This is a genomic window from Bacillus zhangzhouensis, from assembly GCF_000715205.1.
GTDB lineage: Bacteria > Bacillota > Bacilli > Bacillales > Bacillaceae > Bacillus > Bacillus zhangzhouensis.
Map to the genome: position 1 here is coordinate 130,709 of NZ_JOTP01000001.1, position 25,343 is coordinate 156,051.

20 protein-coding genes and 1 riboswitch are annotated in these 25,343 nt (G+C 42.4%); of the genes, 15 read left to right on the plus strand and 5 right to left on the minus strand.

All coding sequences use genetic code 11. The features are described from left to right. Positions 1 to 29 precede the first annotated feature (29 nt). A riboswitch (Lysine riboswitch) is annotated at positions 30 to 208 on the plus strand. 192 nt (positions 209 to 400) lie between these two features. Continuing rightward, positions 401 to 1,807 carry an amino acid permease gene (locus tag BA70_RS00685; RefSeq protein ID WP_034316840.1) on the plus strand — a complete coding sequence of 469 codons (1,407 nt, stop codon included), beginning with the start codon at positions 401 to 403 and terminating at the stop codon, positions 1,805 to 1,807. Between the two features lie 233 nt (positions 1,808 to 2,040). Here the strand turns inward: BA70_RS00685 and BA70_RS00690 are convergent, their stop codons facing one another. Further along, on the minus strand, positions 2,041 to 2,979 hold the full coding sequence (locus BA70_RS00690; protein WP_034316843.1) for an iron-hydroxamate ABC transporter substrate-binding protein: 939 nt from the start codon (positions 2,977 to 2,979) through the stop codon (positions 2,041 to 2,043). 258 nt (positions 2,980 to 3,237) lie between these two features. Between BA70_RS00690 and BA70_RS00700 the strand changes: the two genes are divergently transcribed. From BA70_RS00700 to BA70_RS00765, 14 genes are all read left to right on the plus strand, one after another. Next, complete coding sequence (locus BA70_RS00700; protein ID WP_034316849.1) at positions 3,238 to 4,290, plus strand: FecCD family ABC transporter permease; 1,053 nt, start codon at positions 3,238 to 3,240, stop codon at positions 4,288 to 4,290. Further along, the gene (locus BA70_RS00705) at positions 4,291 to 5,313 is read left to right on the plus strand and encodes a FecCD family ABC transporter permease (protein ID WP_034316852.1); all 1,023 of its coding nucleotides are present in this window, start codon (positions 4,291 to 4,293) and stop codon (positions 5,311 to 5,313) included. It begins immediately after the preceding gene. A gap of 21 nt (positions 5,314 to 5,334) precedes the next feature. Further along, entirely contained in the window at positions 5,335 to 6,150 is an 816-nt protein-coding gene (locus BA70_RS00710) for an ABC transporter ATP-binding protein (RefSeq protein ID WP_034316854.1), read from the plus strand. 177 nt (positions 6,151 to 6,327) lie between these two features. Further along, the gene (locus BA70_RS00715; protein ID WP_034316857.1) at positions 6,328 to 7,050 is read left to right on the plus strand and encodes a response regulator transcription factor; all 723 of its coding nucleotides are present in this window, start codon (positions 6,328 to 6,330) and stop codon (positions 7,048 to 7,050) included. 3 nt (positions 7,051 to 7,053) lie between these two features. After that, positions 7,054 to 8,808 carry a HAMP domain-containing sensor histidine kinase gene (locus tag BA70_RS00720; protein WP_034316860.1) on the plus strand — a complete coding sequence of 585 codons (1,755 nt, stop codon included), beginning with the start codon at positions 7,054 to 7,056 and terminating at the stop codon, positions 8,806 to 8,808. Positions 8,809 to 8,945: 137 nt separating this feature from the next. Beyond that, the gene (uxaC, locus tag BA70_RS00725; protein WP_034316863.1) at positions 8,946 to 10,382 is read left to right on the plus strand and encodes a glucuronate isomerase; all 1,437 of its coding nucleotides are present in this window, start codon (positions 8,946 to 8,948) and stop codon (positions 10,380 to 10,382) included. Positions 10,383 to 10,450: 68 nt separating this feature from the next. Continuing rightward, positions 10,451 to 11,461 carry a LacI family DNA-binding transcriptional regulator gene (locus tag BA70_RS00730; protein WP_034316866.1) on the plus strand — a complete coding sequence of 337 codons (1,011 nt, stop codon included), beginning with the start codon at positions 10,451 to 10,453 and terminating at the stop codon, positions 11,459 to 11,461. Positions 11,462 to 11,522: 61 nt separating this feature from the next. Next, entirely contained in the window at positions 11,523 to 12,980 is a 1,458-nt protein-coding gene (locus BA70_RS00735; protein WP_034316869.1) for a tagaturonate reductase, read from the plus strand. Then, positions 12,977 to 14,470, plus strand: coding sequence for a UxaA family hydrolase (locus BA70_RS00740; protein WP_034316872.1), 1,494 nt, complete (start codon positions 12,977 to 12,979; stop codon positions 14,468 to 14,470). Before BA70_RS00735 ends, BA70_RS00740 begins: the two co-directional genes overlap by 4 nt. Before the next feature lie 20 nt (positions 14,471 to 14,490). Then, entirely contained in the window at positions 14,491 to 15,882 is a 1,392-nt protein-coding gene (locus BA70_RS00745; RefSeq protein ID WP_034316875.1) for a glycoside hydrolase family 28 protein, read from the plus strand. Between the two features lie 172 nt (positions 15,883 to 16,054). Further along, entirely contained in the window at positions 16,055 to 17,005 is a 951-nt protein-coding gene (locus tag BA70_RS00750; protein WP_034316879.1) for an ABC transporter substrate-binding protein, read from the plus strand. Further along, positions 16,971 to 18,029, plus strand: a complete 1,059-nt coding sequence (locus BA70_RS00755) for a FecCD family ABC transporter permease (RefSeq protein ID WP_034316881.1) — start codon at positions 16,971 to 16,973, stop codon at positions 18,027 to 18,029. The genes BA70_RS00750 and BA70_RS00755 overlap by 35 nt, the downstream gene beginning before the upstream one ends. Then, positions 18,026 to 19,312 (plus strand): heme ABC transporter ATP-binding protein, encoded by a 1,287-nt coding sequence (locus tag BA70_RS00760; RefSeq protein ID WP_034316884.1) that lies wholly within the window; start codon positions 18,026 to 18,028, stop codon positions 19,310 to 19,312. The genes BA70_RS00755 and BA70_RS00760 overlap by 4 nt, the downstream gene beginning before the upstream one ends. Before the next feature lie 151 nt (positions 19,313 to 19,463). Beyond that, positions 19,464 to 20,033 (plus strand): cob(I)yrinic acid a,c-diamide adenosyltransferase, encoded by a 570-nt coding sequence (locus BA70_RS00765; RefSeq protein ID WP_034316887.1) that lies wholly within the window; start codon positions 19,464 to 19,466, stop codon positions 20,031 to 20,033. Positions 20,034 to 20,348: 315 nt separating this feature from the next. Here the strand turns inward: BA70_RS00765 and BA70_RS00770 are convergent, their stop codons facing one another. From BA70_RS00770 to BA70_RS00785, 4 genes are all read right to left on the minus strand, one after another. Then, positions 20,349 to 21,398, minus strand: a complete 1,050-nt coding sequence (locus BA70_RS00770) for an NAD(P)/FAD-dependent oxidoreductase (protein WP_034317440.1) — start codon at positions 21,396 to 21,398, stop codon at positions 20,349 to 20,351. 299 nt (positions 21,399 to 21,697) lie between these two features. Then, complete coding sequence (locus BA70_RS00775) at positions 21,698 to 22,666, minus strand: ABC transporter substrate-binding protein (RefSeq protein ID WP_034316890.1); 969 nt, start codon at positions 22,664 to 22,666, stop codon at positions 21,698 to 21,700. Positions 22,667 to 22,700: 34 nt separating this feature from the next. Continuing rightward, complete coding sequence (locus tag BA70_RS00780) at positions 22,701 to 24,005, minus strand: NtaA/DmoA family FMN-dependent monooxygenase (protein ID WP_034316893.1); 1,305 nt, start codon at positions 24,003 to 24,005, stop codon at positions 22,701 to 22,703. A gap of 346 nt (positions 24,006 to 24,351) precedes the next feature. Next, the gene (locus BA70_RS00785; RefSeq protein WP_034316896.1) at positions 24,352 to 25,167 is read right to left on the minus strand and encodes an AraC family transcriptional regulator; all 816 of its coding nucleotides are present in this window, start codon (positions 25,165 to 25,167) and stop codon (positions 24,352 to 24,354) included. Positions 25,168 to 25,343: the final 176 nt, after the last annotated feature.

Here is a 25,343-nt window from a genome sequence, read left to right on the forward strand (position 1 = left end):
AAATGAATAGAAATCCTCACGCTATGTCTCAGTGAGGTAGAGGTTGCGCGGATGATGAGTCACTCATGGGAGAGATGGAATCGTTGATCATGAGAAAAAAGGCATCAGCGCCGAAGTGTAGAGAGAGCTCCAACTTTCTTTATGCTGGGTCTGCATTGAATAAATGCAGGACTGCCACGTCTAAAAAGCGTGGAGGGCTATCCGGAGATCAAGGTGTATGTTTTGAAAAGCATGGACTTTTGTTCAGGCTTTTTTTTATGTTCTGAGTGATAAAGATAAGGGGATGCTGTTAAGAAAGTGACCCATAATGAACATAAAGAATGCAAGTCATTGCTTCACAAATATATCAATGAAGATACTGCCGGGTCTGGTCCAAAGTGAATAAAACGGAGGTACGGAAATGGAACAGACAAAAAAATGGGGTTTTTGGTTATTGACGGCTTTTGTCGTCGGAAATATGGTAGGTTCAGGCATCTTTATGCTGCCAAGTACGCTTGCCCAGCATGCAAGTCCTTTAGGTGTGACGATGGCATGGCTTGTCACAGGTGGTGGTGTGCTGATGATTGCACTTGTATTTGGGCATTTGTCTATTCATAAGCCGCAGCTGACGGCTGGACCACAAAGCTATGCAAGGGCGCTTTTTAAAGATCCGAAAAAAGGAAAAGCAGCCGGTTTTACAATGGTATGGGGATATTGGGTGGCAAGCTGGATTAGTAACGTCGCGATTATTACGAGCCTTGCCGGCTATTTAACAACCTTTTTCCCGATTTTAACCGTCAAGACCGTGATCTTTACCTTTGGGAAAGAAGCGATCACACTTGGTCAGCTCATGACCTTTATCGTATGTACCATCCTTCTATGGGGAACACATACCATTTTAATCACAAGCTTAAGTGCTGCAAGTAAATTAAACTTTATTACGACCTTTTCAAAGGTGCTCGGATTCGTCCTTTTTATTGTAGCGGGCTTATTTGCATTCCAAACGGCATTATTTGAGCATTATTACTTCCCGGTTGCATCAGGGGGCGAAGGAGTGCTCGGACTTGGAGGCCAAATTCATCATGCGGCCATTTCCACCCTATGGGCATTTATCGGAATCGAATCTGCGGTTATTTTATCAGGGAGAGCGTCTTCACAGCGTGATGTGAAACGTGCAACGATTACGGGTCTTTTAATCGCACTTTCGATCTACATGATTATTACCCTGATTACAATGGGCGTTCTGCCGCACGATCAATTGCAAGGCTCAGACAAACCATTCGTGGATGTGCTTCAGCTCATTATTGGGCCGGCTGGCGGGATTGTCATGGCACTGCTTGCGATCATTTGTTTATTTGGTTCAATGCTTGGCTGGATCTTACTCGGTTCAGAGGTACCTTATCAAGCAGCAAAGGCTGGCGACTTCCCAGCAGTGTTTGCAAAAACAAACAAAAAAGGCAGTCCTGTCTTCGCTTTGACTGTCACAAATATCATGTCACAGCTGTTTATTTTCTCAGTCATGTCACGCACGATTAATGAAGCCTTTACCTTTTTAACAACATCAGCGACACTTGCGTATCTCATTCCGTATATCGTGTCTTCGATCTACAGCTTTAAGGTTATTATGCAAGGTGACACGTATGAGCTTCAAAAAGGTAATCGAACAAGAGACGGGATTATCGCGCTTGTTGCTATGGGGTATTCTGCTTGGGTCATTATTTCAGGAACAGCTGATTTGAAAACATTTGGTCTCGGAATAGGCCTGTTCTTAGTTGGTATTCTGCTTTATCCATTCATGTCAAAAGGATTTGCCAAAGGAACGGATTAAGGAAGACGTTTCTCCAAAAATGGAGAAACGTTCAGCGTGTAGACAAACCCTCGCATTCGGTGTCAGTCCTGCGTGCCGGTGCTCACGAATCTCAAATTCGCTCCGGTACTCGTCCTTCCTAGACTTCAAAGGTTTTCAATCACGCTGAAAAGAAGAAAAAGGGCTAAAATAAAGATCATTTTAGTCCTTTGTCAACAATCTGGACGTTTCTCCAAAAGTGGAGAAACGTTTTTTTATGATGTGGATGTTAATCGGTCCACAATAAACTCGAGCTGTCCTTCTAGTGATACTGGGTCATTAAAGAAGTAACCGACCGGGTCTATTTCAAATACATGTTTATTTTGAACAGCAGGAAGTGATGTCCAGATGCTGCTTTTATACACTTGATCACCATTACTTTTTGAGCCGCTCCATGGGCTGGTGAAAATATAATCGCCTGCAAACTCTGGTAGCTTCTCAAGAGAAATATTTGCATAGCCGACACCACTGTCGATGGCTTCTTTTTGGACGGCTTTCGGTGCTTTTAATTTCAGCTCGTCATAAATAATTTCACCGCCGCGTGCAAAGGTGTTTCCGAAAATGAAAATGCCTTTATCATATGGTGATACGATCGAAACGGTTTTGTTTCCTACAGCTTTTGTTACTTTTGGTTTCACTTCAGCAATTTTGGCATTCCATTTTGTGATCCAATCTGCTGCTTTTTTCGGTGTGCCTGTCATTTTTCCGAATTCTTTTAGTTGATCTTTAAAAGAATATTGATTGTATTTAATCGCAACTGTTGAGGCAATTTTTTTATATTGATCAAATTTTTCATCTTCTCCCCAAGCAATAATCAGATCGGGCTTCAAAGCTGCTACTTTTTCAACAGAGGGAGTCTTTCCAAGATTTTTGACCCCATCCGTTTTTCCTTGATAGAAAGGATTTTTAAAGATGGACGCAGTTGCAGCAATTGGCGTCTTACCAAGTGTGATAAGGTCCCCATAGTAGCTATCTGCAAGTAGCACAATTCGTTTCGGATCTTGAGGGAGTTTGACCTCGCCCTTTGCATCCTGATAAGTAATCGTGTCATTTTTTTTGGCTGTAGATTTTTTATTTGAAGTGCTGCCGCAAGCAGCTGTAAAAAGCATGAGGATGGTTAAGGAAATCAAAAGAAATCCAGTTCGTTTTTTCACAAAAGATCTCTCCTATTCAATCATTTTTGATAATGATTCTCAATTTCAATTATATCGTAACACGTTGGAAGCAAAAATACATCGGCTATTTAGGACCTATATCAAAATGAAGAAATTCTCCTATTTTTTCAATGAAAATAAAGAAAATTATCAGAACAATGATTTCAAAAAGAAAAGAAAGTGATATACTAGACTTCGAGATTGATAATCATTATCACTGATAAGGAATAGATATGAACGGAAAGGAAGAGACTGGTTTTGGGCTCACAATCGAATAAACAGCTGCCAGCCAAAGACGATGTGATCGAAATTGTCACGAAGCCCTTTGGAACAGCAGTTGTTGTCATCATAGGAATCATCGCTTTAGCATTTGGTGTTTTTTTATCGGTATCATTAGGAGCGGCGAACATTCATTTGCACACTGTGTGGGATGCCGTCTTTCATTTTGATCCACAACAAACTTCACATCAAATCATCCGAGAATTAAGGTTGCCTCGTACAATTGGAGCAGCACTCGTCGGTGCCTTTTTAGCCGTATCGGGGGCTATTATGCAAGGCATGACAAGAAATGCGCTTGCGTCTCCTGAAATTATGGGTGTGACAAATGGCTCTGCATTTGCGATTGCCATTGCGTTTGCTTTTTTCCCAGGACAATCTTCTTTTACATTAATTCTTTGGTCATTTGTTGGTGCAGCACTCGCTGCCTCTATTGTGTTTGGTGTCGGTACTCTTTCAAAGGGTGGATTGACCCCAGTGAAGCTCGCACTAGCTGGTACGGCTGTTGGGGCACTTTTAAGCTCCATCTCCTCAGCAATTGCCATCCGGTTTGACGTCGCTCAAGATATGAGCTTTTGGTATGCTGGCGGTGTGGCAGGTGTGAATTGGAGCAATATTCACATCATTATTCCGGTTGCGATTGCAGGACTGATCATCGCAATGATTCTTGCCCGCTCGATCACTGTTCTCAGCTTAGGGGATGAATTGGCAAAAGGGCTTGGACAGTACACGAAAACTGTCAAGGTACTTGGAATATTGGTCGTCATTCTACTAACAGGTGCTGCCGTGTCAGTGGCCGGTTCTATTGGCTTTATCGGGCTTGTGATTCCTCATGTCACTCGTTTCTTGGTCGGAGTTGACTATCGATGGATTATCCCATGCTCAGCTATTTTAGGGGCGGTTCTGTTAATTTATGCAGACATTGCTGCAAGGCTGGTCAATGCCCCATTTGAAACGCCAGTCGGTGCCATTACTGCAATTATAGGCGTTCCTTTCTTCTTATATTTAGCTAGACGTGAAAGGAGCGGGATTTAGATGGAAATGGTGCAGCAGGCAAAGAAAAAGAAATACAAACGAACGATGCTCATGATCTTTTTGGCGATCGTGGCTGTGTTCCTTATTAGTTTAAATACCGGAGAAATTCGCATTTCTCCGATGGATACATTGAAAACATTTTTTGGATTCGGAAGTGAAATGGATGAGCTTGTATTATTCGAGTTCAGACTTCCAAGAATGGTCATCGCTTTACTTGTTGGCGCATCTATCGCTGTATCAGGAGCGATTTGGCAAGGTGTTTCTCAAAACGGTTTAGCCGATCCCGGCATTCTTGGTGTCAATGCGGGCGCAGGCTTTGCAGTGGTTTTGTTTATTTTTGCTTTCCAAGGCTCTATGTCAAACTTAGGTGATTTAACGATCTTTGTACTGCCGCTCTTCGCTTTTGTAGGTGCAGGCTTTGCTGCATTTCTCATCTATGTGTTAGCGTGGAAAAAGGGCATCACACCTGTTCGTTTGATCTTAACTGGTATTGGCGTCAATGCTGCATTTTCAGCAGCGATTGTGGTGATTCAATTAAAAATGAGCCCAAATGATTTTAACCAAGCCATTGTGTGGTTATCTGGAAGCATTTGGGGCTCAAGCTGGACGTATGTCCTGGCTGTCCTGCCATGGATGCTGATTTTCCTTGTATTAGCGATTGTAAGAGCACGCTACTTAAATATCATGAATTTGGGTGACCAGCTTTCCTACGGCTTAGGGATTTCAGTTCATAAAGAAAGAAGCTTTTTTATGCTGGTTGCTGTTGCATTAGCAGGTGCTAGTGTCGCTGTTGCAGGAAGTATTTCTTTCTTAGGATTAGCTGCGCCACACTTGGCGAGAAAGCTTGTTGGACCGAAGCATCAAGCAATGATCCCAGCCTCAGCTCTGATTGGCGCGCTACTATTATTACTGGCAGATACACTTGGCCGCGTCATACTTGCACCATCAGAGGTGCCAGTTGGTCTTGTCGTTTCGGCGTTAGGCGCACCTTACTTCATTTACTTATTGATGAAAACGAACTAATAAGGAAGGAGAGTACAACATATGAAATCGCTCGAAACAGAAAAACTTTGTATTGGCTATAATGACCGTTTGATTGTAGACGATTTAAATATCAGTATCCCAAAAGGCAAGGTGACGACATTGATTGGACCGAATGGGTGCGGGAAATCAACGATTTTAAAAACAATGTCCCGTATCATGAAGTCCAATCAAGGAGCTGTTTACTTAAATGGCCAGGCCATCCATCAAACGCCAACAAAAGAAATTTCAAAACAAATGGCGATCTTACCGCAGACTCCCGAAGCTCCAAGCGGGCTGACAGTCTATGAGCTAGTGTCATATGGACGTTTCCCACATCAAAATGGATTTGGACGTTTATCAAATGAAGATAAACGAATCATCAGATGGGCGCTTGAGGAAACTGGGATGATCGCTTTTCATGACCGGCCAATTGAAGCACTCTCCGGTGGACAGCGTCAGCGTGTATGGATTGCGATGGCACTTGCTCAGGAAACAGAGCTGCTCCTATTAGATGAACCTACGACATATTTAGATCTTGCGCATCAGCTTGAGATTCTTCAGCTATTAGAACGCTTAAACAGAGAGCAGGGCCGAACTGTGCTGATGGTCATTCATGATTTGAATCATGCAGCGCGCTTTTCACATTACATGATCGCTCTCAATCAAGGAAAAGTCATAAAAGATGGTACACCTCATGAGGTCATGACCAAAGAGGTACTCGGTCAGGTGTTCCACATTGATGCAGAAATTGTTCTTGATCCTAGAACAAATAAGCCGATCTGTTTAACATATGACTTAATGAATCATGAAAGAAAGCTAGAAGCTGTGAATGGATAATAGATGGACAAGGAACTCGGTGTGGCTACCGGGTTTTTTTGTGTTCCCCGAAAATACCTAGTGCTTCCATTTTCTCCAGTTGATATTTTTTCGCTTTTATGCAGAAAAGAGGTACTTTTTTACTTTAGACAATGGTAATATACGGTTAGAGATCATAGCTGGAAAGGAAAGAGATGCGTGGAAACAGCAAAAATATTGATTGCAGATGACGAAGAAGCAATTGTAAAAATGGTTGAACGCGTATTAAAAAAAGAAGGATTTCAACATATTTATAAAGCCTACCATGCAGATGAAGCATTAGATGTAGTCAAAAACGAGGATATCCACCTCTTACTTCTAGATGTGATGATGCCCGGTAAATCTGGCTTTGACGTGCTTCCTGAAATGAGAAAATATACGAAAGCACCCATTTTCTATTTAACTGCAAGAACGTCTGATGTAGATAAACTGACCGGCTTTGCGCAAGGCGCAGACGATTACATCACAAAGCCATTTAACCCGTTAGAGCTAGTGGCTAGAATTAAGGCCCACTTAAACCGAACATATATCTCCTTACAGGAAGAGCAAGAAGAGGCTCAAAACCAATATGAATATGCCCATTTCTCCTATCATCCTCATGCAGCCGAACTGAAAGTGAGAGGAGAGATGACGGCATGCTCAGCTCAGCTTCTATCCTTGCTGAAGTACTTTTGTGATCATCCGAATGTGGTTCTTTCAAAAGATCAAATCTATGAGAAAGTATGGGGCGTCCCGTCGTATGGTGATAACAACACCGTCATGGTTCATATTCGAAAGCTGAGAGAAAAGATTGAATTAGATCCAAGTCAGCCTGAATATATTGTGACCATCCGTGGTATGGGATATAAATTTATTCCGCACCCTGTGAAGGTTCTTAATTAATTCATGAATTTACGAACAAAACTTTTCTTTCACTTTGTCGGACAGATGTTTATCGTCATTGCGATTCTGCTGATCGGGAATACGTTTACTGAGAATCTATATTATAAAAAACACTATGAGAATATGACCGAAACTGGTTTAACAAAGGCTGATGGGGACACACTCATGAGCTGGCTCTATTTTAACGAGGATGGCAAAATGGAAGCCGAAGATCAACTCAAGCAAGCAGTGAAAAAACGTGACGGCTGGCTGCAAGTGATTGATTCAAAAAAACATAACGTATATAGCTATCACCTTCCTAAAAATATTCCAACATCCTATCAAAAGGATGAAATGATCAAGATCTTTGAAAAAAGACAATTTAAAGATTACAAGATGTACTTCTGGCCAATTGAGATTGATCAAGAAAGCTTTATCGTGTTATATGGGTTCAAAACGAACAGCACAAAGGTAGCCAATTATCTTAAGCAGCATGAGAAAAATCTGGCTGCACTTTCTCAATATTCGCTTGAAACGAAAGAATTCTTGAAAAGAATGAATGGATCGGTGCACCTGTTCAATGAAGAAGGAAAATACTTAAAAGGCATTCGAGCCAAAAACGATTTGAAACATAACGTAACAGATGTTGAATTGCTTAAGTACCAATCGAAGCCTTGGGAGTTTAGAAGTGACCTATCTTATATCAGAGTGAATAAAAATCTATATTTGATCGTTTCGGTACCAAACAAAGTATATAGCCCAGACGAATTGTATGATAAAGAGACAGATGCTTTAAATCAATATAGAACCATCTTGATTGCAGGTCTTGCACTCACTATTATTATCGTCATGACATCATGGTACTCGTATCGCTATGGGCTGCCGATCTATCACATTATTCGCTGGCTGATTTTTTTATCAAGAAATAAATTGCAGGAACCAACAAACAGAAAAGGGATTCCAGTTAGTAAAAATAAAAAGGGCCGTATTAAGCGGGAATACCGATTGTTTGAGGATATCCTCAAAACAATGGATCAGCTCACGAATACCTTAAAAGAGAATGAAGCAAACCGCAGAAAAATTCAAACCACAAGAGAAGAATGGATTGCAGGATTGTCTCATGATTTGAAAACGCCCCTTAGTACGATTTACGGCTATGGACTGATGCTTGAATCCAATCAATATCAATGGTCCAAGGAAGAAGTCATGGAAATGGGACAGGTCATCCGTGAAAAATCAGAGTACATGTCGACCTTGATTGAGGATTTAAACCTCACGTATCGACTAAAAAATGGCGCATTGCCTATTAATCGAAAACCTGTCGTGCTCGGTGAATTCTTAGCATCCATTATAGACGAGTTTTCAAGGAGCTCATTTTCAGAAGATTTCCCATCCTCCTTCGAAGATCAAACTGATGGTGTCATGTTTGAGATCGACAAAGCCTGGTTCAGACGAGTGATTGAGAACCTGCTAGCGAATGCAGTCAAGCATAACCAAAAAGGAACTCATATTACAGCTACCTTATCTGAAACAAATAAGGAAGTTCGGATCGAAATGAAAGACAACGGATGCGGAATGGAACAAGAAACGGTTGACCATTTATTTAACCGCTACTACAGAGGAACAAATACGAACGATCCAACGAATGGAACAGGACTCGGGCTGGCGATTGCAAAAGAGCTCGTCTTGCTGCATGACGGTGATATTCAAGTTGAAAGTGAACTAGGTGAAGGAACAACTATTGTGATTGTCCTAAAAAAATCATCACCTGTAAAATAGCCAAAAAACGATTTTCCTTTCAAAAGGAGATCGTTTTTTCCTGTTTTAGGATTGAAATCAACTTTGTAAACGATTACAATAAAATTGTTAACGTGAACAAATTATGTTTGATTCTATAAGAGAGATGGGGGAGTTTCATGAAAGCCTTTTTAGATGAGCAGTTTTTACTAAACAGTCAAACGGCGGAAAAGCTATACCATGAGTTTGCAAAAGACCTTCCGATTATAGATTACCATTGTCATTTAAGTCCAAAAGAAATCTATGAAAATAAAACATTCCAAAACATAACCGAAGCATGGCTTTATGGAGATCATTACAAATGGCGTGCCATGAGAGCAAATGGCATACCCGAAACGCACGTAACAGGGAATGCTTCAGACCATGAGAAATTTTTAGCGTGGGCAAAGACCGTTCCAATGACTATAGGAAATCCGCTCTATCACTGGACCCATTTAGAACTCAGGCGATATTTTGATGTTGAGGAACTTTTGAATGAGGAGAACGCAGACATCATCTGGAAAAAAGTAAATGAAAAGCTGCAGGGAGAGGGTTTTGGTGCGAGAGACTTCATTGTGAAATCGAATGTTGAAACGGTTGTGACAACAGATGATCCGGTCGATACGCTTCACTATCATCAGAAACTGCGGGAAGAAGGATTCTCTGTGCAAGTGCTGCCAGGGTTTAGGCCTGATAAGGCACTCGATATAACGAATGATCTGTTTGTCGAGTATGTTCAACAGCTGGCAGAGGTTTCCGCTATCACCATACAATCCTATCAAGACTTTTTAAAAGCGCTACGTGTGAGAATTGATTTCTTCCATGAACAGGGTTGTTTGATCTCAGATCATGCCATCAATGAAATGACGTATGAAGAAACGACAGAGGAAGAAGTCGAAATCATCTTTCACAAAAGGCTGTCTGGGCATCCATTGACGGAAGAAGAGAAGATCAAATTTAAAACGCAGACATTCATTGTGCTAGGTCAGGCATACTGTGAGCGGGACTGGGCGATGCAGCTTCATATCAATGCGCTTAGAAACAACAATACGAAAATGTTTGAGCGGCTTGGACCTGATACGGGATATGATGCGATGAATGATGAGGACATTGCCAAGCCGCTTTGCCGCATATTAGATCGCTTAGAACAAGAACACGCACTACCAAAAACCATCCTCTACTCCTTGAATCCTAGGGATAATGTGGTGATTTCAACATTGGCTGGAAGCTTTCAAGATGGGAAGACACCTGGGAAGATGCAGCACGGCACAGCCTGGTGGTTTAATGATACGAAGCAAGGAATGACAGAGCAGATGATGGCTCTTTCCAGTATTGGACTGATCAGCCGTTTCATTGGTATGCTGACAGATTCACGAAGCTTTCTGTCATATACAAGACATGAATATTTCCGCAGACTGCTATGTGACATTATCGGAGATTGGGTAGAAAAAGGAGAAGCACCACATGATCTCGAGCTGCTTGGAGGAATCGTGAAAGGAATCAGCTATGAAAATGCCAAGCAGTATTTTCAATTTGACCGGGCAAAGCAGCTCCAGCATCAAAGCAAGATTACATGAAGAAAAATGAGAGAAAATGAAAGCGGTTTTATGATAAGATGGTAAAAAATCATAAAAGGCGGAATAGCATGACAGTCACAATCAAAGACATAGCAAAATTGGCAAATGTCTCTCATACCACGGTATCAAGGGCTTTGAATAACAGTCCTTTTATTAAAGAGAAGACAAAACAAAAGATTTTGTCGATTGCAAAACAGCTGAATTATTCACCGAATGTCCATGCCAGAGGCCTTGTATCACAAAAATCATTTACAATCGGTCTATTCTTTACGAGTTTAACAGAAGGCACATCCTCAAGTTTCTTTGTGGATGCGTTAAAAGGCGTCAACAGTGTCATGACAGAGCACTATAATCTGTTTGTACGAGGAATTGACGACTTTCACGATTACACGACCATTCATAAACAACGCTATGATGGCATTTTGCTCATGAGTCAAAGCGAGCACGATGAAGCGTTTATCCATCATGTGAAAAAACAGGGCATTCCCATCATTGTGCTAAATCGCCGTGTGGAAAGTAATGAAGTAATGAATATATTAGCTGATGATAGTCAAGGGGCATACCAAGCAGCGGACTATTTCATTCAGCACGGTCATGAACAAATCGCTATCATTGAGGGGAAAGAAGGCTTTAAATCGACTCAGGAAAGAAAAGCTGGTTTTTTGCAAGCGTTAATTGATCATCATGTGCCCATGAAGAAAGAATACATGATCACAGGCGACTATCACATGAAAAGCGGCTATGAATCAATGGAAACATTGCTCTCTCTTGATGATCCGCCAACAGCGCTTTTTTGCTCAAACGATGACATGGCCATTGGTGCAATGAATGCTTTATATGCAAAAGGCAAAACGTGTCCAGGCGATATCTCTATTATCGGTTTTGATGATATTGCATTTTCATCCTATACCACGCCTGCACTCACAACAGTGAAAAAGCCGATTGAAAAAATGTGTGCACTTGGAGCAGAAGCCATCCTTTCAGTCATAAACGGTGAAGAGCAAGAAGAAGATCATATGGAAAAAGTGTATGTACACACAGAACTAATGATCAGAGATTCAGTTAAAAAGGTGCAGTAATCAGTACCTTTTTAGGAAGAAATGTTCACGTGTGCATAAACATACAGGGAGGGGAAACCATTTGAAACGACTATCTAAAGCTATATACCCGGCGGCTGAGTATCCGGAAACGATTTTGCAAATCGGTGAAGGGAATTTTATGCGTGGATTTATCAATTGGCACATCCAAAAGCTGAACGACTGCACAGATTTTAAAGGAAGAGCCGTTGTTGTTCCTCCTCGAAAAGGGTCAGTTACAGCTTTAAATGAACAAGATGGTTTGTACACCTTATGTATTCAGGGCTATCATGACCAGAAAGAAATGAATGAACGCATGGTCATCCAATCGATTAGCAGAGGAATCAGTACGTATACCGATTACGAAGGCTTTTTACATGTAGCTGAAAACCCGGATTTGCGCTTTGTCTTCTCCAACACGACAGAGGCAGGGCTTGTGCTCAGAAAAGAGGATCGCTTGGAGGATCGGCCGCAGGCCAGTTTTCCAGGAAAGCTAACGGCCTTTTTGTATCAAAGGTTTAAAGCGTTTTCTGGAGATGAGCAAAAGGGGCTGATTATCCTGCCTTGTGAATTGGTCGAGCACAATGGTGATCGATTAGAAGAATATGTGATCGGCATGGCAGATGAGTGGGATCTTCCGCCAGCCTTTATAACTTGGATAAAGGAAGCCAACACGTTCTGTAATACGCTTGTGGATCGGATTGTACCTGGATTTTCTCAGGAAGCGGCTGAAGCCGTACAAAAGGAAGAAGGGTATATGGACGAATTGCTTGTCACGGCAGAATATTATCACCTGTTTGTCATTGAAGCCCCTGCCTTTGTGGAAAAAGAGCTTCCTTTTCAAGAAGCAGGATTAAATGTGCTTTTTGTAGAGGATATTGCGCCTTACAGAATGAGCAAGGTCCGCATTCTAAATGGAGCACATACAGCGATGGTGCCGATTGCGTATTCTTGTGGTTTAGAGACCGTAAAAGAGGCTGTGGAAGATGAGCATGTTGGTCCGTTCATCCGACATATGCTGGAGGAGGAAGTACTGCCAGGGCTGAAGCTTCCAGAAGATGAGCTGGTTCTTTATACACAATCTGTTTGGGACCGCTTTTGCAATCCATTTGTGAAGCATCAATTACTGGATATTGCTTTGAATGGTGTATCTAAATTTCAAACGCGTATTCTCCCGTCCTTGCTTGATTATGTCGTGCTAAAGAAACAGTTACCAATGAAGCTCGTCTTTTCACTGAGCAGTCTCATTTATTTTTACAGAGCAAGCGCAGATAAGGTAAAGGATGATGAGACTGTGATGACATTGATGAAGGAAGCCTGGGAAGAGGAGAACCATTCCAATGACACGATTGCAGTCCACATTCTTTCAAACGAGCAATTATGGGGAAGGGATTTAACCGATATAGAAGGATTGAGCCACGCGGTAGCTGATCAGCTTACCTTCATACAGGAGCATGGGATGAGAGCAGCTGTTCACCGAATGCTCCATCATCAATATGAAAGTCAGGGGGAGAAGGCATGAAAGACTTTATTGTGATTCACCCTTCAGATAATGTAGGGATCGCTTTAAAAGTGCTTGAGCAAGGCGAGGAGCTACAGCATCAAGGACATCCCGTTGTCTTAAAAGAGACCGTCGCAAAAGGTCATAAATTTGCTTTGGCTGATATTAAACAACGAGAGAATATCATCAAATATGGTTATCCGATTGGTCATGCAACGAATGCGATTTCTGCCGGAGAATGGGTGCATACGCATAACATTAAAACCAATCTATCCGGCAAGCTCGATTACGAATATCGGCCTTCTTTAACAGAAAATCCCTATGGAAAAACGAATTTTACATTTAAAGGCTATAAACGAAAAAATGGCGAAAGTGGCATACGCAATGAGCTTTGGATCGTCCCAACCGTCGGCTGCGTTAATGGTATTGCCGATCAAATCATCCAAATATTCACTGCTGAAATGGGCGGAAACATTCACCCTTTTGAAACAGCTCTTGTATTAAAGCACAATTATGGGTGCTCACAGCTTGGGGACGACCATGAAAATACAAAAACCATTTTACAAAATGCCGTGAAGCATCCAAATGCAGGAGGGGTACTCGTTCTAGGGCTTGGTTGTGAAAACAATGATATTGAAGATTTTCAATCGACATTGGGTGAGTATGACCGTGCGAGGGTGAAATTTTTAAGAAGCCAAGAAGTAGGGGATGAAATTGAGACGGGAGTTGCATTACTGAAGGAAATTTATGACGCGGTGAAAGAAGATCAGCGTGAAGAGATCCCGTTATCTGAGCTAAAAATCGGCTTGAAGTGCGGAGGATCAGATGGGTTCTCTGGTATTACTGCAAATCCGCTTTTGGGCAGGCTGTCCGATTTTATTGTGGCCCAAGGCGGAACGACGGTGTTAACAGAAGTGCCCGAAATGTTTGGTGCTGAGACAATCTTAATGGAGCGAGCGGAATCAGAAGAGACTTTCGACAATATTGTGCAAATGATCAATGATTTTAAACAATACTTTCTGGATCATCGACAGCCAGTATATGAAAATCCTTCCCCGGGAAATAAAGCAGGTGGAATTTCGACATTAGAAGATAAATCTCTCGGCTGTACACAAAAAGCAGGTACTTCTGATATCAAAGATGTATTGAAATACGGAGAGCTGCTGAAACGAAAAGGACTGAATTTATTAAGTGCGCCTGGTAATGATTTGGTTGCTTCATCCGCTCTTGCAGCATCTGGCTGTCAGATGGTGCTCTTTACAACAGGCAGAGGGACACCGTTTGGCACATTTGTCCCAACGATGAAGGTATCAACCAATACAGCCTTATATGAAACAAAAAAACACTGGATTGACTTTAATGCTGGTGAATTGCTTGAGGATGTACCAGAAGATGTTGTGTTAGAAAAATTCATTTCAACGGTTATTGATGTGGCGAGTGGAAAGCTATTAAATCATGAAAAAAACAATTTTAGAGAGCTGGCTATTTTTAAAACAGGTGTCACACTTTAAGGCGATTGGGGGATGAGAAAATGTCTAAAAAACGGGATTTGATGTATATCACAGCAGGAACGGTACTAACAGGAATCGGACTCGCACGTTTAGCAAAGCAAGGGAAGAAAGACAAAGAAGTAAACGGTATGGGTCATGTGTTAAAGCAGATAAAAGCGCCAATGTTCCCCGATCGTGAATTCAATGTGATTCATTATGGTGCAGACGAAAAAGGGATTGAGCTTTCTACAAGTGCTATTCAGTCTGCAATCGACGATGCACATCGTTTGAAAGGGGGGCGTGTGCTGATTCCTGAAGGGACGTTTTTGACAGGAGCTCTTGAATTGAAAAGCAATGTAGAGCTTCATCTCCATGAGAACGCCTATGTGACATTCAGCCAAGATCCACGCGATTACCTTCCACTCGTACTGACAAGATATGAAGGAATAGAGCTTTATAATTATTCTCCGCTCGTTTATGCTCACCATGCAGAAAACATCGCCATTACAGGAGCTGGAACGCTTGACGGGAGAGGTGATGAGCATCATTGGTGGCCTTGGAAGTATGGAACAAATGGTCAACCCTCTCAGGATCGAGATCGTCAGCTTCTGTTTGAAATGGCTGAAAAGAGAATACCGGTGGAGGAGAGAGTTTTTGGAGAAGGTCATTATTTAAGATCGAGCTTTATACAGCCATACCAATGTCAACAAGTTCTCATTGAAGGAGTAACAGTAAAGGATTCACCAATGTGGCAAATTCATCCGGTGTTAAGTGAAAATGTCACCGTCCGCGGGGTTAATATCATCGGGCATGGACCAAACACAGACGGTGTGAATCCAGAGTCTTGTCGGAATGTGCTCATTGAAGATTGTTATTTTGATAATGGAGATGATTGTATTGCCATTAAATCAGGCAGAAACGAGGACGGACGGAGAATCGGGGTCCCATCTGAAAATATTGTCATTCGTAGAAATGAAATGCGTGATGGACACGGCGGAGTGACGATCGGGAGTGAAATCTCTGGCGGGGTCAGGTATGTATACGCAGAGGATAATTTAATGGATAGTCCAAACCTTGACCGGGCACTGCGCATTAAAACCAACTCTGTCCGAGGCGGTACCATTGAACACATTTATTTTAAAAACAATACAGTCAAAAGCTTAAAGCATGAAGTTGTCTGTATCGACATGATGTATGAGGAAGGAGATGCTGGTCCTCACCGTCCTGTTGTACGTCATATTGAAGTAGAAGGACTAAAAAGCATTGGCGGACGATATGGTGTGAAAATAGCCGCATACTCACATTCCCCAGTCACACATTTCAAAATGAAAGATTGTGTGATAGATGATGTGACGTATCCACTTTCTTTAGAGCATGCAGTCTCTCCTTCTTTTCAGAAAGTCGTCATCAATGGGGAACAAATCAACCGTTAGAAGAGTGAAAAACAGTCTTTTTAGAGGCTGTTTTTCTTTTATAACGTCAGAAAAGACGCTTTTAGAAATCACATATACAACCTATCTGCACTGTAGTATAATATTCCCGAAATTAGAAAAGAATTGACGAAAGAGATTTCGTCAAGCAGTACATAAAGCAGGGGGTTCATTCATGAAAAAGTTAACAGCCATTTGGCTATCTTTATTGCTAGTGATGGGTGTTTTAGCAGGATGTGCAGGTGCTGAAACAGATCACAAATCAACGGGTTCACAAAATAAAGAAACAGCAGCTGCGGCATTTCCTGTATCAATTAAAGATGCAGCTGGCAAAACAGTCGAAATCAAAGAACAGCCTAAGCGGATTGTTTCTTTAATTCCAAGTAATACAGAGGTTGCCTATGCACTTGGTCTTGGAGACAAAATGGTCGGACGATCAGATTTTGATAATTATCCAAAGGAAGTCGAAAAGGTAGAGAAGATTGGTGGTCTTGAATTCAATGTAGAGAAGGTCATTTCATTAAAACCTGATCTTGTATTAGCACATGCATCACAGATGGGATCAAAAGATGGATTTAAACAGCTTGAAGATGCAGGTATTCAAGTGCTGACTGTAAATGATGCCACTTCCTTTAAGGATGTGTACAAATCGATCAATATGATCGGTGAATCAACAGGTGCAAAAGAAGCATCAACAAAGCTTGTAGACGAGATGAAAGCAAAATTGAATAACATCAAGAAACAAGCAGATGCGATCTCTAAAGACAAACAAAAAACAGTCTTTGTTGAAGTGTCAGGTGCTCCTGAAATCTATACAACAGGTCAACATACATTTATGGACGAAATGCTTTCTGTCATTCATGCAAAAAATGCCGCGGCCGACCAAACTGGCTGGGTGCAAATGACGGAAGAATCGATTATCAAACGAAATCCTGATGTCATTGTCACAATTGATGGTTCCAGCTTAACTGATCTGAAAAAAAGAGACGGCTGGAATACGATCAAAGCAGTCAAAGAAAAACAAGTCTTTCAATTGAATACGGATCTCGCATCAAGACCGGGACCGCGATTGATTGAAGGAGTCGAGGCTCTTGCGAAAAGCATTTATCCTGACACGTTCAAATAAATATATCATCGCATACACACTAAGTGCTTTACTTCTTGTGGTAAGCATTGGAATGGGAATCTCATTTGGCAGTTTAGGGATTCCCATTCCTTCTATTCTTCGTATATTTGTTCATGAACTATTTGGTGTCCAGGTCGGAACCATTGATACCATTGATCGCAATATTATGATGAACATCCGACTGCCGAGAGTGATATTAGCGGCATTAGTCGGGGCAGCGCTGGCGTTATCTGGTGCAGCCTTTCAAGGTTTATTAAAAAATCCTCTCGCTGATCCTTATACGCTAGGGGTTTCTCAAGGGGCATCTGTTGGAGCCGTTGCGACTTTATTTTTTAGCTGGCAGCTCCCCTTGTTGGGCAGTTTTACACTGCCTTTTTTCAGTATGACAACAGCGCTTGTAACACTATGTCTCGTCCTCTTTTTTGCACGTCTTGTTCATCGGGGGATGAGCATCTCCTCTTTAATCTTGACAGGAGTGATTTTTAGCTCTTTTTTGGGAGCGCTTATTTCATTAATGATCGCTTTAACGGGTGATGATCTAAAAGAGATTATTCATTGGCTTCTTGGCAGTGTGTCCATGAGGGGTTGGCGTTATATCGCCCTTTTCCTCCCTTTCTTTCTCGTTGGTACCTTTGCGCTCATGTTGATGGGGCGAGATTTGAATGTCATGACATATGGCGAAGAAAAGGCAAAGCTATTAGGGGTTCATGTGAAACGGAGCAAATATGTGGTTCTGCTTGCTGGTTCAATTTTGACTGGAAGTGCGGTAGCAGTATCAGGAACGATCGGATTTGTGGGGCTTGTGATCCCGCATTTTATCCGTCTTTTAGCGATCACGGATCATCGGCATCTGCTGCCTTTGTCTATGCTGAATGGCGCTTCCTTTCTCGTTTTAGCAGATGTGTTATCCCGTACCATCATTGAGCCGACTGAATTGCCTATTGGCATCATTACTGCGTTAATTGGTGCACCTGTATTTGGCATCATCCTCATTCGCAGATATAGAGGAGGAACGCATCTATGATTCAAGTGAAGGATGTCAGAGGTGGATATGGTGAGAAAGAGGTCATTCGTGGCATCAGTTTTAATGTGAAGCAAGGAGAATTTCTCGGTATACTTGGACCAAATGGGAGCGGCAAGACGACCTTGCTCAAAATGATAGCAGGTATTTTAGCACCAGAGAGCGGTCAAGTATGTCTGAGCGATCAGCCAATTCAATCCTACCGCTCAAAGGTGCTTGCGCAAAAACTAGCTGTTTTACCGCAGAAAACCGAGCAGGCCTTCTCGTTTACAGTCGAAGAAACTGTTCAATTTGGGCGTTATCCTTATCAAAAAGGATGGCTGCAATCTGTCACGAAAGAAGATGTGCAGGTCGTAAGCAGAGTGATGGAACAAACGGATGTTGCTCAATTTAAGAATCAATCCATCCATGAGTTAAGTGGGGGAGAACAGCAGCGTGTGTATTTGGCTCAGGCGTTAGCTCAGCAGCCTGAATATTTATTACTGGATGAACCAACAAGTTTTCTTGATTTAGCCTATCAAAAAGAATTGCTTGATTTAATTAAAGAAGAGACCACTTCCTCTAGATTAACGGTGGTCGGTGTGTTTCATGATGTAAACATCGCCAGTCTTTATTGCGATCGGCTACTATTGCTCCATGAAGGAAAGGCTGAAATGTTAGGACAACCGCATCACGTCTTGACGACAGAGCGGATCAACCGTGTGTATGAAACAAGTGTTACACCGCTTCAGCATCCACTGCGAGCAAACCCACAGCTGATGATTGAACCTGCTGCCACTTCTAAAGCATCAAGTGTGAAGTTAGCGGATGGCTGGAGAGCACATGGCTCAAAAGGAATGACGTTTTCCATCAAACAGCCGCTTCGTATACTTTCTTCACATGAGAAAAGCGGAGGCTTCTTTTGGAAAAGATCACTCGTAACGGGAAATGAGACCCTTCATGAAATGCTAGATGGTTGTGAGGATAGCTTGTTTCTCGGCCAATCTGACGGACCAAAGCAATACGCCGCAGAAGACAATGAAGAGGATATGGTTCTTTACGGGATGCGTCAGCAAGAAGAGCTGACTGTTTGGCTTGTGCTGAAAGGGTCTTTATCAGATGGAGCGTCTATTCAGCTGATGGGCCAGCTTATGCAGATCATTCAACAAAAGACGAGCATCCCCATCCATCATCTTTGTATCGCTTCTGTCAATGCGAAAGAGAAGGAACCTGATGTGATTTTACACGAAAGATTACGAAAGAAAGTGCACCGGCTTCTTCATACATTGGCTGCAATTAAAAAGTGAACTGACTCGTTCACTTTTTTGCGTTTCAGTCATCGTTTCGTATTCTAATCGACAGAGCATGAAAATCACAGTGTTTCATAGTAAAACCAATACATCCTATTCACTTCAAGGGTATACTAAGAGGACAAAGTAATGAACAAGGGGGAAACCGATGAAACTTTATACAAAAACCGGGGATCAAGGCCAAACAGGCTTGATTGGCGGGAGAGCCGATAAAGATGACATAAGAGTAGAAGCGTACGGTACGTTAGATGAGGCGAATAGCTTCATTGGACTTGCGCATGCAAACTTACGACAGCATGGCGAATTGTTTCAAGATATTTTGTCAGAGCTGATCGTCATTCAGCATGAGCTGTTTGACTGCGGCGGTGATTTAGCAGCGGTGAAACCATGTAAAGAAGGCAAATTAACAGAAGAATCGGTGGCAATCCTTGAGCAAAGAATGGATGTATATGTAGAGGAAGCCTCACCGCTCACCAAGTTTATTTTACCGGGTGGCCAGGAAGGCGCTGCTTTCTTACATGTGGCGCGGACAGTCGTCAGAAGAGCAGAACGGCATATTGTGACGCTGGCGAAACAAGAGGAGATTCCAGCAGTTACGCTCACATATGTGAACCGGCTTTCTGACTATTTGTTTGCAGCAGCACGTATTGTCAATCATCGGCTCGATGAAGCTGATGTTGAATATGAACGAAGTGCAGACGTGTTTCGCAGTGTGTAGACACTATCGTAGTTGCGTACAGAGGCTGTCGAGAAAATCTCGACAGCTTTATTCATTATATCGTGATTTTTCCTTGATACGATGACCTAAATAAAAATCAAGGAAATATGAATGTTTGAGTGTGTATTCCATGGACTTGATGAGCGTCACATATAAGATTATGGCGATATAAGTAAGTACTGTCTCATATGAAACGTAGTAGAGAATTTGAAATCGAGAAATAACTTTTCAGACATCCCTTTCCCTCTCTGTATGCTCAGAAGCGATCGAGTTTGCTATTCATTGTCTAACCCTTGCTCAAATTCGCACTGCCATTTATTTCGTATACAAATGCTTCATTAGCTCCCTGTTTTTTTGAATAAACAAGTCATTGTGTGAGGAAACCATCCCATGCGCGCTGGCATCAGGCATCACATATTGTTTTGCTTGGTTCACCGCATTCGCGGCATCTTGAAATGCTCCTGCAATCAAATGTAATTTTCCTTCATGATGCAAAATATCACCTGCTGCATAAATGCCCTGAATCGACGTTTCACTCCTCGGAGTTCCGGCGATCCAGTAATCCTTCTGTTCCAGCTGAATCGCACTGTTCGCCAGCAATTCTTTGTCTCGCTCGTAGCCATGATTGATAATGACCTCATCTACGGCCAGCTCAAATAAGGCCTCGTCCTTATTATTTTTCAGCACGACCGTTTCGATCCGCTCATGATCTGCCGCCGCGACTAGCTTTTCAATCGATGTATGAAGCAGGCATTGGACAGAGCTGTTTCTAAGGCGCGATATTTCGGCTTCATGTCCTTTCAGGGCATCCTTCCGATAGGTCAAATATACCTGCTTGGCAATCGGCTCCAGCTCATTCGCCCAGTCAATGGCTGAATTACCGCCACCTGAGATCAACACAGTCTTCTCTTTAAAGCGTGCAAGCGATTTGACCGTATAATGCAAATTTCTGACTTCGAATCGTTCTGCTCCCTCGATGTCCAATTTAATCGGCTTGAGAATTCCTCCTCCAACAGCCAAAATGACGGTCTTGGAGCAATGTGTTTGGTTGGTGGCCGTATGTAGAACATAGTTGCCTGCTTCATCTTTAGAAATGGAGGTGACCTTTTCTCCAAGAACAACCTTCGGGTGGAATGTCATTCCTTGGGCGACAATTTGTTCGATCAGTTGCGAGCCTGGAACAGGCGTCAAGCCTCCTATATCCCAGATCATCTTTTCCGGATAAACATGGACCTTCCCGCCAAGGAATGGCTGGAATTCAATCAGTTTTGTTTTCATTTCACGCAAGCCGCTATAAAAGGCGGAAAACAATCCAGCAGGGCCACCGCCAACAATCGTTACATCATATATTTCTTTGTCATTCATCGTACATTTCGCCTCACTTCTTTTGACTTCATTTATTTTCTTTTTTAAAAATTGCAGATAAGCCGTGTAGCTGGAGAAGAAAATCGTCTTCCTGATCATTTCCATCTAATATCAATGAATAATGAAATGATTTTTTTCCCCGAATCGAATTGAACAAGTGACTGCTACACAGCTCCATCGCTGATTGATTTCAAGCCATAAAAAACCGATATGAGGATGTTCTTACTAAAAAGAAGGCCAAGCCAAAAGATTTGAATCCATCTCTTGCTCAACAACTGAAGCATTTCCGCTCTCATCCATTACTTATCTAGGTGCTGCTGCAAGCTTTTCAAAAACTTGATTCGGCTGTAAGCAGGTCCACCCTCCAAAAGCGGATCAACTACGTTGACATAGACCTGTTCCTTTTTAAAGGCCGTTATATTTTGGATAACGGGATTCCTTTTCAGGTCATCAAATGCATTTTGTGCCTCTTGATTTTCATTCGTAGAAAATTGTACAAATAAATAATCCGGATTCATTTCCCCCAACTGCTCGACAGAGATTGCTTCTTGCGTTTTTGCCAGGCTAATCTGTTGAGGGACCTCCAGACCCAACTCGTTATACAAGATCGGATTAAAGTAAACATCCTCCGGGTATACGAAGGCTTGTGCTCCCCGAATTCGAATTGCGGCTATTTTTTCCCCTTGGAGTTTCTCTTTTAACGATGCCTTTACAGCTTTGATATCTGTTTTGTATTGTGCGAGGATTTTATCTGCTTCAGCCTGTTTCCCTGTTAATTCTCCCATTAGCTCTAAATTGGCCTCCCAATTGGTCGCAATATGGGATATCAAAATTGTCGGAGCAATTTTCTCTAATTTATCCTGCACCACTTGTTGAAACTTGGAGGAGCCTAAAATAACGTCAGGCTTCAATTTCATTATTTTCTCAAAATTCGGCTGCTGTTTCTCACCGATTGATTCCGAATTGTTTGTTATTGAAGCAAATATTTCTGGAAACTTCCCTCCTACAGATATTGCTCCTGTAGGATGAACATCAAGGACAACCGCATCTTCCATGGCTTCCATCGCCCCAGTAATGACAATCTTTTCTACCTTTTTCGGGACGGTATACTTTTCTCCAAGGTATTCTACTGTTCTTGTGTCTGAATTTTCTTCCGTGTTGCTTCCCGAGGCTGTGTTTGATTGCTTCGATTTGTCTCCTCCTCCGCATGCAGCCATAACAAGCATGAATAATGTAATCAAGACCATGAGTATTAACTTTTTATTCATCTTTCCAGTACTCCTCTCAAATCGTATATTGTCGTTATTTAATCCCCATATGCTCACGCAAGGTATTGCCTGTATATTCGCTCCTATACAAGCCATGTTGGGTGAGCATAGGTACCAACTCGTCAAAAAATAATTCCAGTGATTGTACCGAGCCCGGAAGAGCAATGAATCCGTCCATTGCACCCGCTTCAAACCACGTAGTAATTTCTCTTTGTGCATCTTCAACCGTTCCCACGACCACCCAATGCGCCGATCCGATGACCTCCGGCCTGAATAGCAGCTCTTTTACAGTAGGCTGCTGTTGTACAATCAGACTGCGCAGCAAATCAGCATGTGTCTGACTACGTACCGGATGATTGATCCCTTGCAGCAAATCGGCAGTAACGGGTTGATCCAAGGGCAGGTGACTAATATCGAGACCGAGAATCGATTGAATCGATGCATAGCGATGTGCAGTGCTCAGATGGGTATGCGCCTTCCGATATAATTCACGCGCCTCGTCACGCGTCTTTCCTAAGAAGAAATACAAACCGGGCAGAACACGAACCGCATCTGGCTGGCGGCCATGCCTTCTTGCTCGCATTCTTAGGTCTTGCCGTAATTCGATGCCTGAGGTGATATCAGGGGTCGCTGCAAAAATAGCATCCGCAGTCGAAGCGGCAAAATTTCGTCCCGTTCCCGAAGCACCAGCCTGAAACAAGGGGATCGATCCCGACTTATGGGTCGGCAAATTGAGCGGTCCCTTAATATTGAAGAAATCACCGTCATGATGAATGGGGGAAATCTTCTCCTTGTCGGCAAATTGTCCCGTTGTTCGGTTGATGAGCAATGCCTCATACGGATAACTCTCCCAAAGCTTGCGTACAACATCCGTAAATTCCATCGCTTTCGCATACCGCTCTTCTGACGACGGCATGGGTGCATTACTGAAATTATCGGCACCGTCGATAGAAGTGACAATATTCCAGCCAGCACGTCCGTTACTGATCCAATGCAAAGACTGAAGCTGTCTAGCCACCACATAGGGCGGATTGAACGTAGTCGAGGCAGTTGTCACGAGTCCGATTCGATCCGTCTCACTAGCAATCGAGGCAAGCAAAACGATTGGATCAAGGCCCCCAAAGCCAGGCGATTGATCCAATACCTCTGTGTTGAGAAGCAACGCATCAGGCTTAAAAAGAAAGTCAAGTTTAGCCTTTTCCGCTCTCTTCGCTAGCATGACGTAAAAGTTGCTCGAGTATAAGTGTTCTACCATGCTGTCAGGCTGCTGCCAACCTGTCCCTTTCAACCAGGTTGTTGACAGGGACAACCCGATGCAAAGCTGTCTTTTTTCAGTCAAGTCTTCACCTCCTTGCTGTTGCAGAGCACTGTGTATATCACTCTGCAACAATTGAAAATGATAATCATTATCAATAGATAGTATAGCAAGGACCTCATGAAATGCGAATACACAAATGACGAATATAACATGCATTATTATCTAATCTGGTCTGACTGAATAATGGTGAACCTGATGGACTTCAATGGCTGAGGCATTCATGCTGTTCGCTCCGTAGAAGGATGGGGCTCCAATCAAGTCCTTTGGTTAACCGTCGCAGAAGGGGATGATTCCAATCAAGGTTGAACGAATGAGTTAGGCTGCATTGATTGTAGAAAACAACGTTTTGAGGTGAAATATAAGGCTCCTACAGATGATGATCTAATTTTGAGATGTATGCGCTGGGAGACACACCAAATTTCTTTTTAAATACTCTGCTAAAATATAGCGGGTTGGGGTAGCCGACAGTCACAGCAACATCGCGGATTGGAATGTTGCCTGCCTTAAGTATTTCACGCGCTCTTTCCATACGATACTGGATCACATAGTCAATTGGGTGAAGTCCGGTATATTTGTGAAAAAAGTATGAGAAGCTTTTTGGAGTCATATCATACAATTCAGCTAGATCATGGAGTGTCAATGGATTCATATATTGCCCTCTAATGTAAGCAACGGCTTCCTCAATGACCCTTTTGTTTGGAGAGCTATCTCTATCTCGCTGCTTACAGCCCATCAGAACTTGATACATGATGCGTAGAGATAACTCTTTGACACGAAGCTTTCCCATTCCGCCAGGTGTATGAACATTCTGATGGAGCATGGTCAGCAATTCTATGACTCTCGGATTTGCTCCCGGTTCTAGCTTAAAAGGTTTATTACATTCAGATGCCTTATCACGGTCCAAGCTATAGAAAAGTGAATGGTACTCGTACTCTGATTGTCCGATGACTTGCAAGGCAAGCTGACTCTCTGGCGTTACATGTAATACTGAACCTGGTTGCAACTCGTAGGCCATTCCATTGACACTCATTCTAGCTTCCCCACGAATGGTAAAAAGAAAGCCATGATTTTCCGCCTTAAACTCACGTAATGTACTATTAGGCTGGATGACTAAACGATAAACATCTTGTATGTCAAAAGAACCACTAGCAAATAGGGTGGCTAATTTATCTCCATCTGTCAATGTACTGCACCTGCTTCCTCTTTACGTATTTTTTATATAGTAATTCCCCTCTGTATTTTATCATACGATTAGCACCCTCAAGAGATAGAAATAGTGAAAGACGACGCTTATGATCAATCAATAAAATGGGATAGTGAAAAATATGATTCAAACATCAAAATCTTCATAAATATGCT

Coding starts and splice junctions, on each gene's coding strand:
- BA70_RS00730 (WP_034316866.1), top strand. CDS start 10,451: ATGACAGTCACAATCAAAGACATAGCAAAATTGGCAAATGTCTCTCAT.
- BA70_RS00770 (WP_034317440.1), bottom strand. CDS start 21,398: ATGAATGACAAAGAAATATATGATGTAACGATTGTTGGCGGTGGCCCT.
- BA70_RS00740 (WP_034316872.1), top strand. CDS start 12,977: ATGAAAGACTTTATTGTGATTCACCCTTCAGATAATGTAGGGATCGCT.
- BA70_RS00765 (WP_034316887.1), top strand. CDS start 19,464: ATGAAACTTTATACAAAAACCGGGGATCAAGGCCAAACAGGCTTGATT.
- BA70_RS00775 (WP_034316890.1), bottom strand. CDS start 22,666: ATGAATAAAAAGTTAATACTCATGGTCTTGATTACATTATTCATGCTT.
- BA70_RS00720 (WP_034316860.1), top strand. CDS start 7,054: ATGAATTTACGAACAAAACTTTTCTTTCACTTTGTCGGACAGATGTTT.
- BA70_RS00705 (WP_034316852.1), top strand. CDS start 4,291: ATGGAAATGGTGCAGCAGGCAAAGAAAAAGAAATACAAACGAACGATG.
- BA70_RS00750 (WP_034316879.1), top strand. CDS start 16,055: ATGAAAAAGTTAACAGCCATTTGGCTATCTTTATTGCTAGTGATGGGT.
- BA70_RS00745 (WP_034316875.1), top strand. CDS start 14,491: ATGTCTAAAAAACGGGATTTGATGTATATCACAGCAGGAACGGTACTA.
- BA70_RS00710 (WP_034316854.1), top strand. CDS start 5,335: ATGAAATCGCTCGAAACAGAAAAACTTTGTATTGGCTATAATGACCGT.
- BA70_RS00760 (WP_034316884.1), top strand. CDS start 18,026: ATGATTCAAGTGAAGGATGTCAGAGGTGGATATGGTGAGAAAGAGGTC.
- BA70_RS00685 (WP_034316840.1), top strand. CDS start 401: ATGGAACAGACAAAAAAATGGGGTTTTTGGTTATTGACGGCTTTTGTC.
- uxaC (WP_034316863.1), top strand. CDS start 8,946: ATGAAAGCCTTTTTAGATGAGCAGTTTTTACTAAACAGTCAAACGGCG.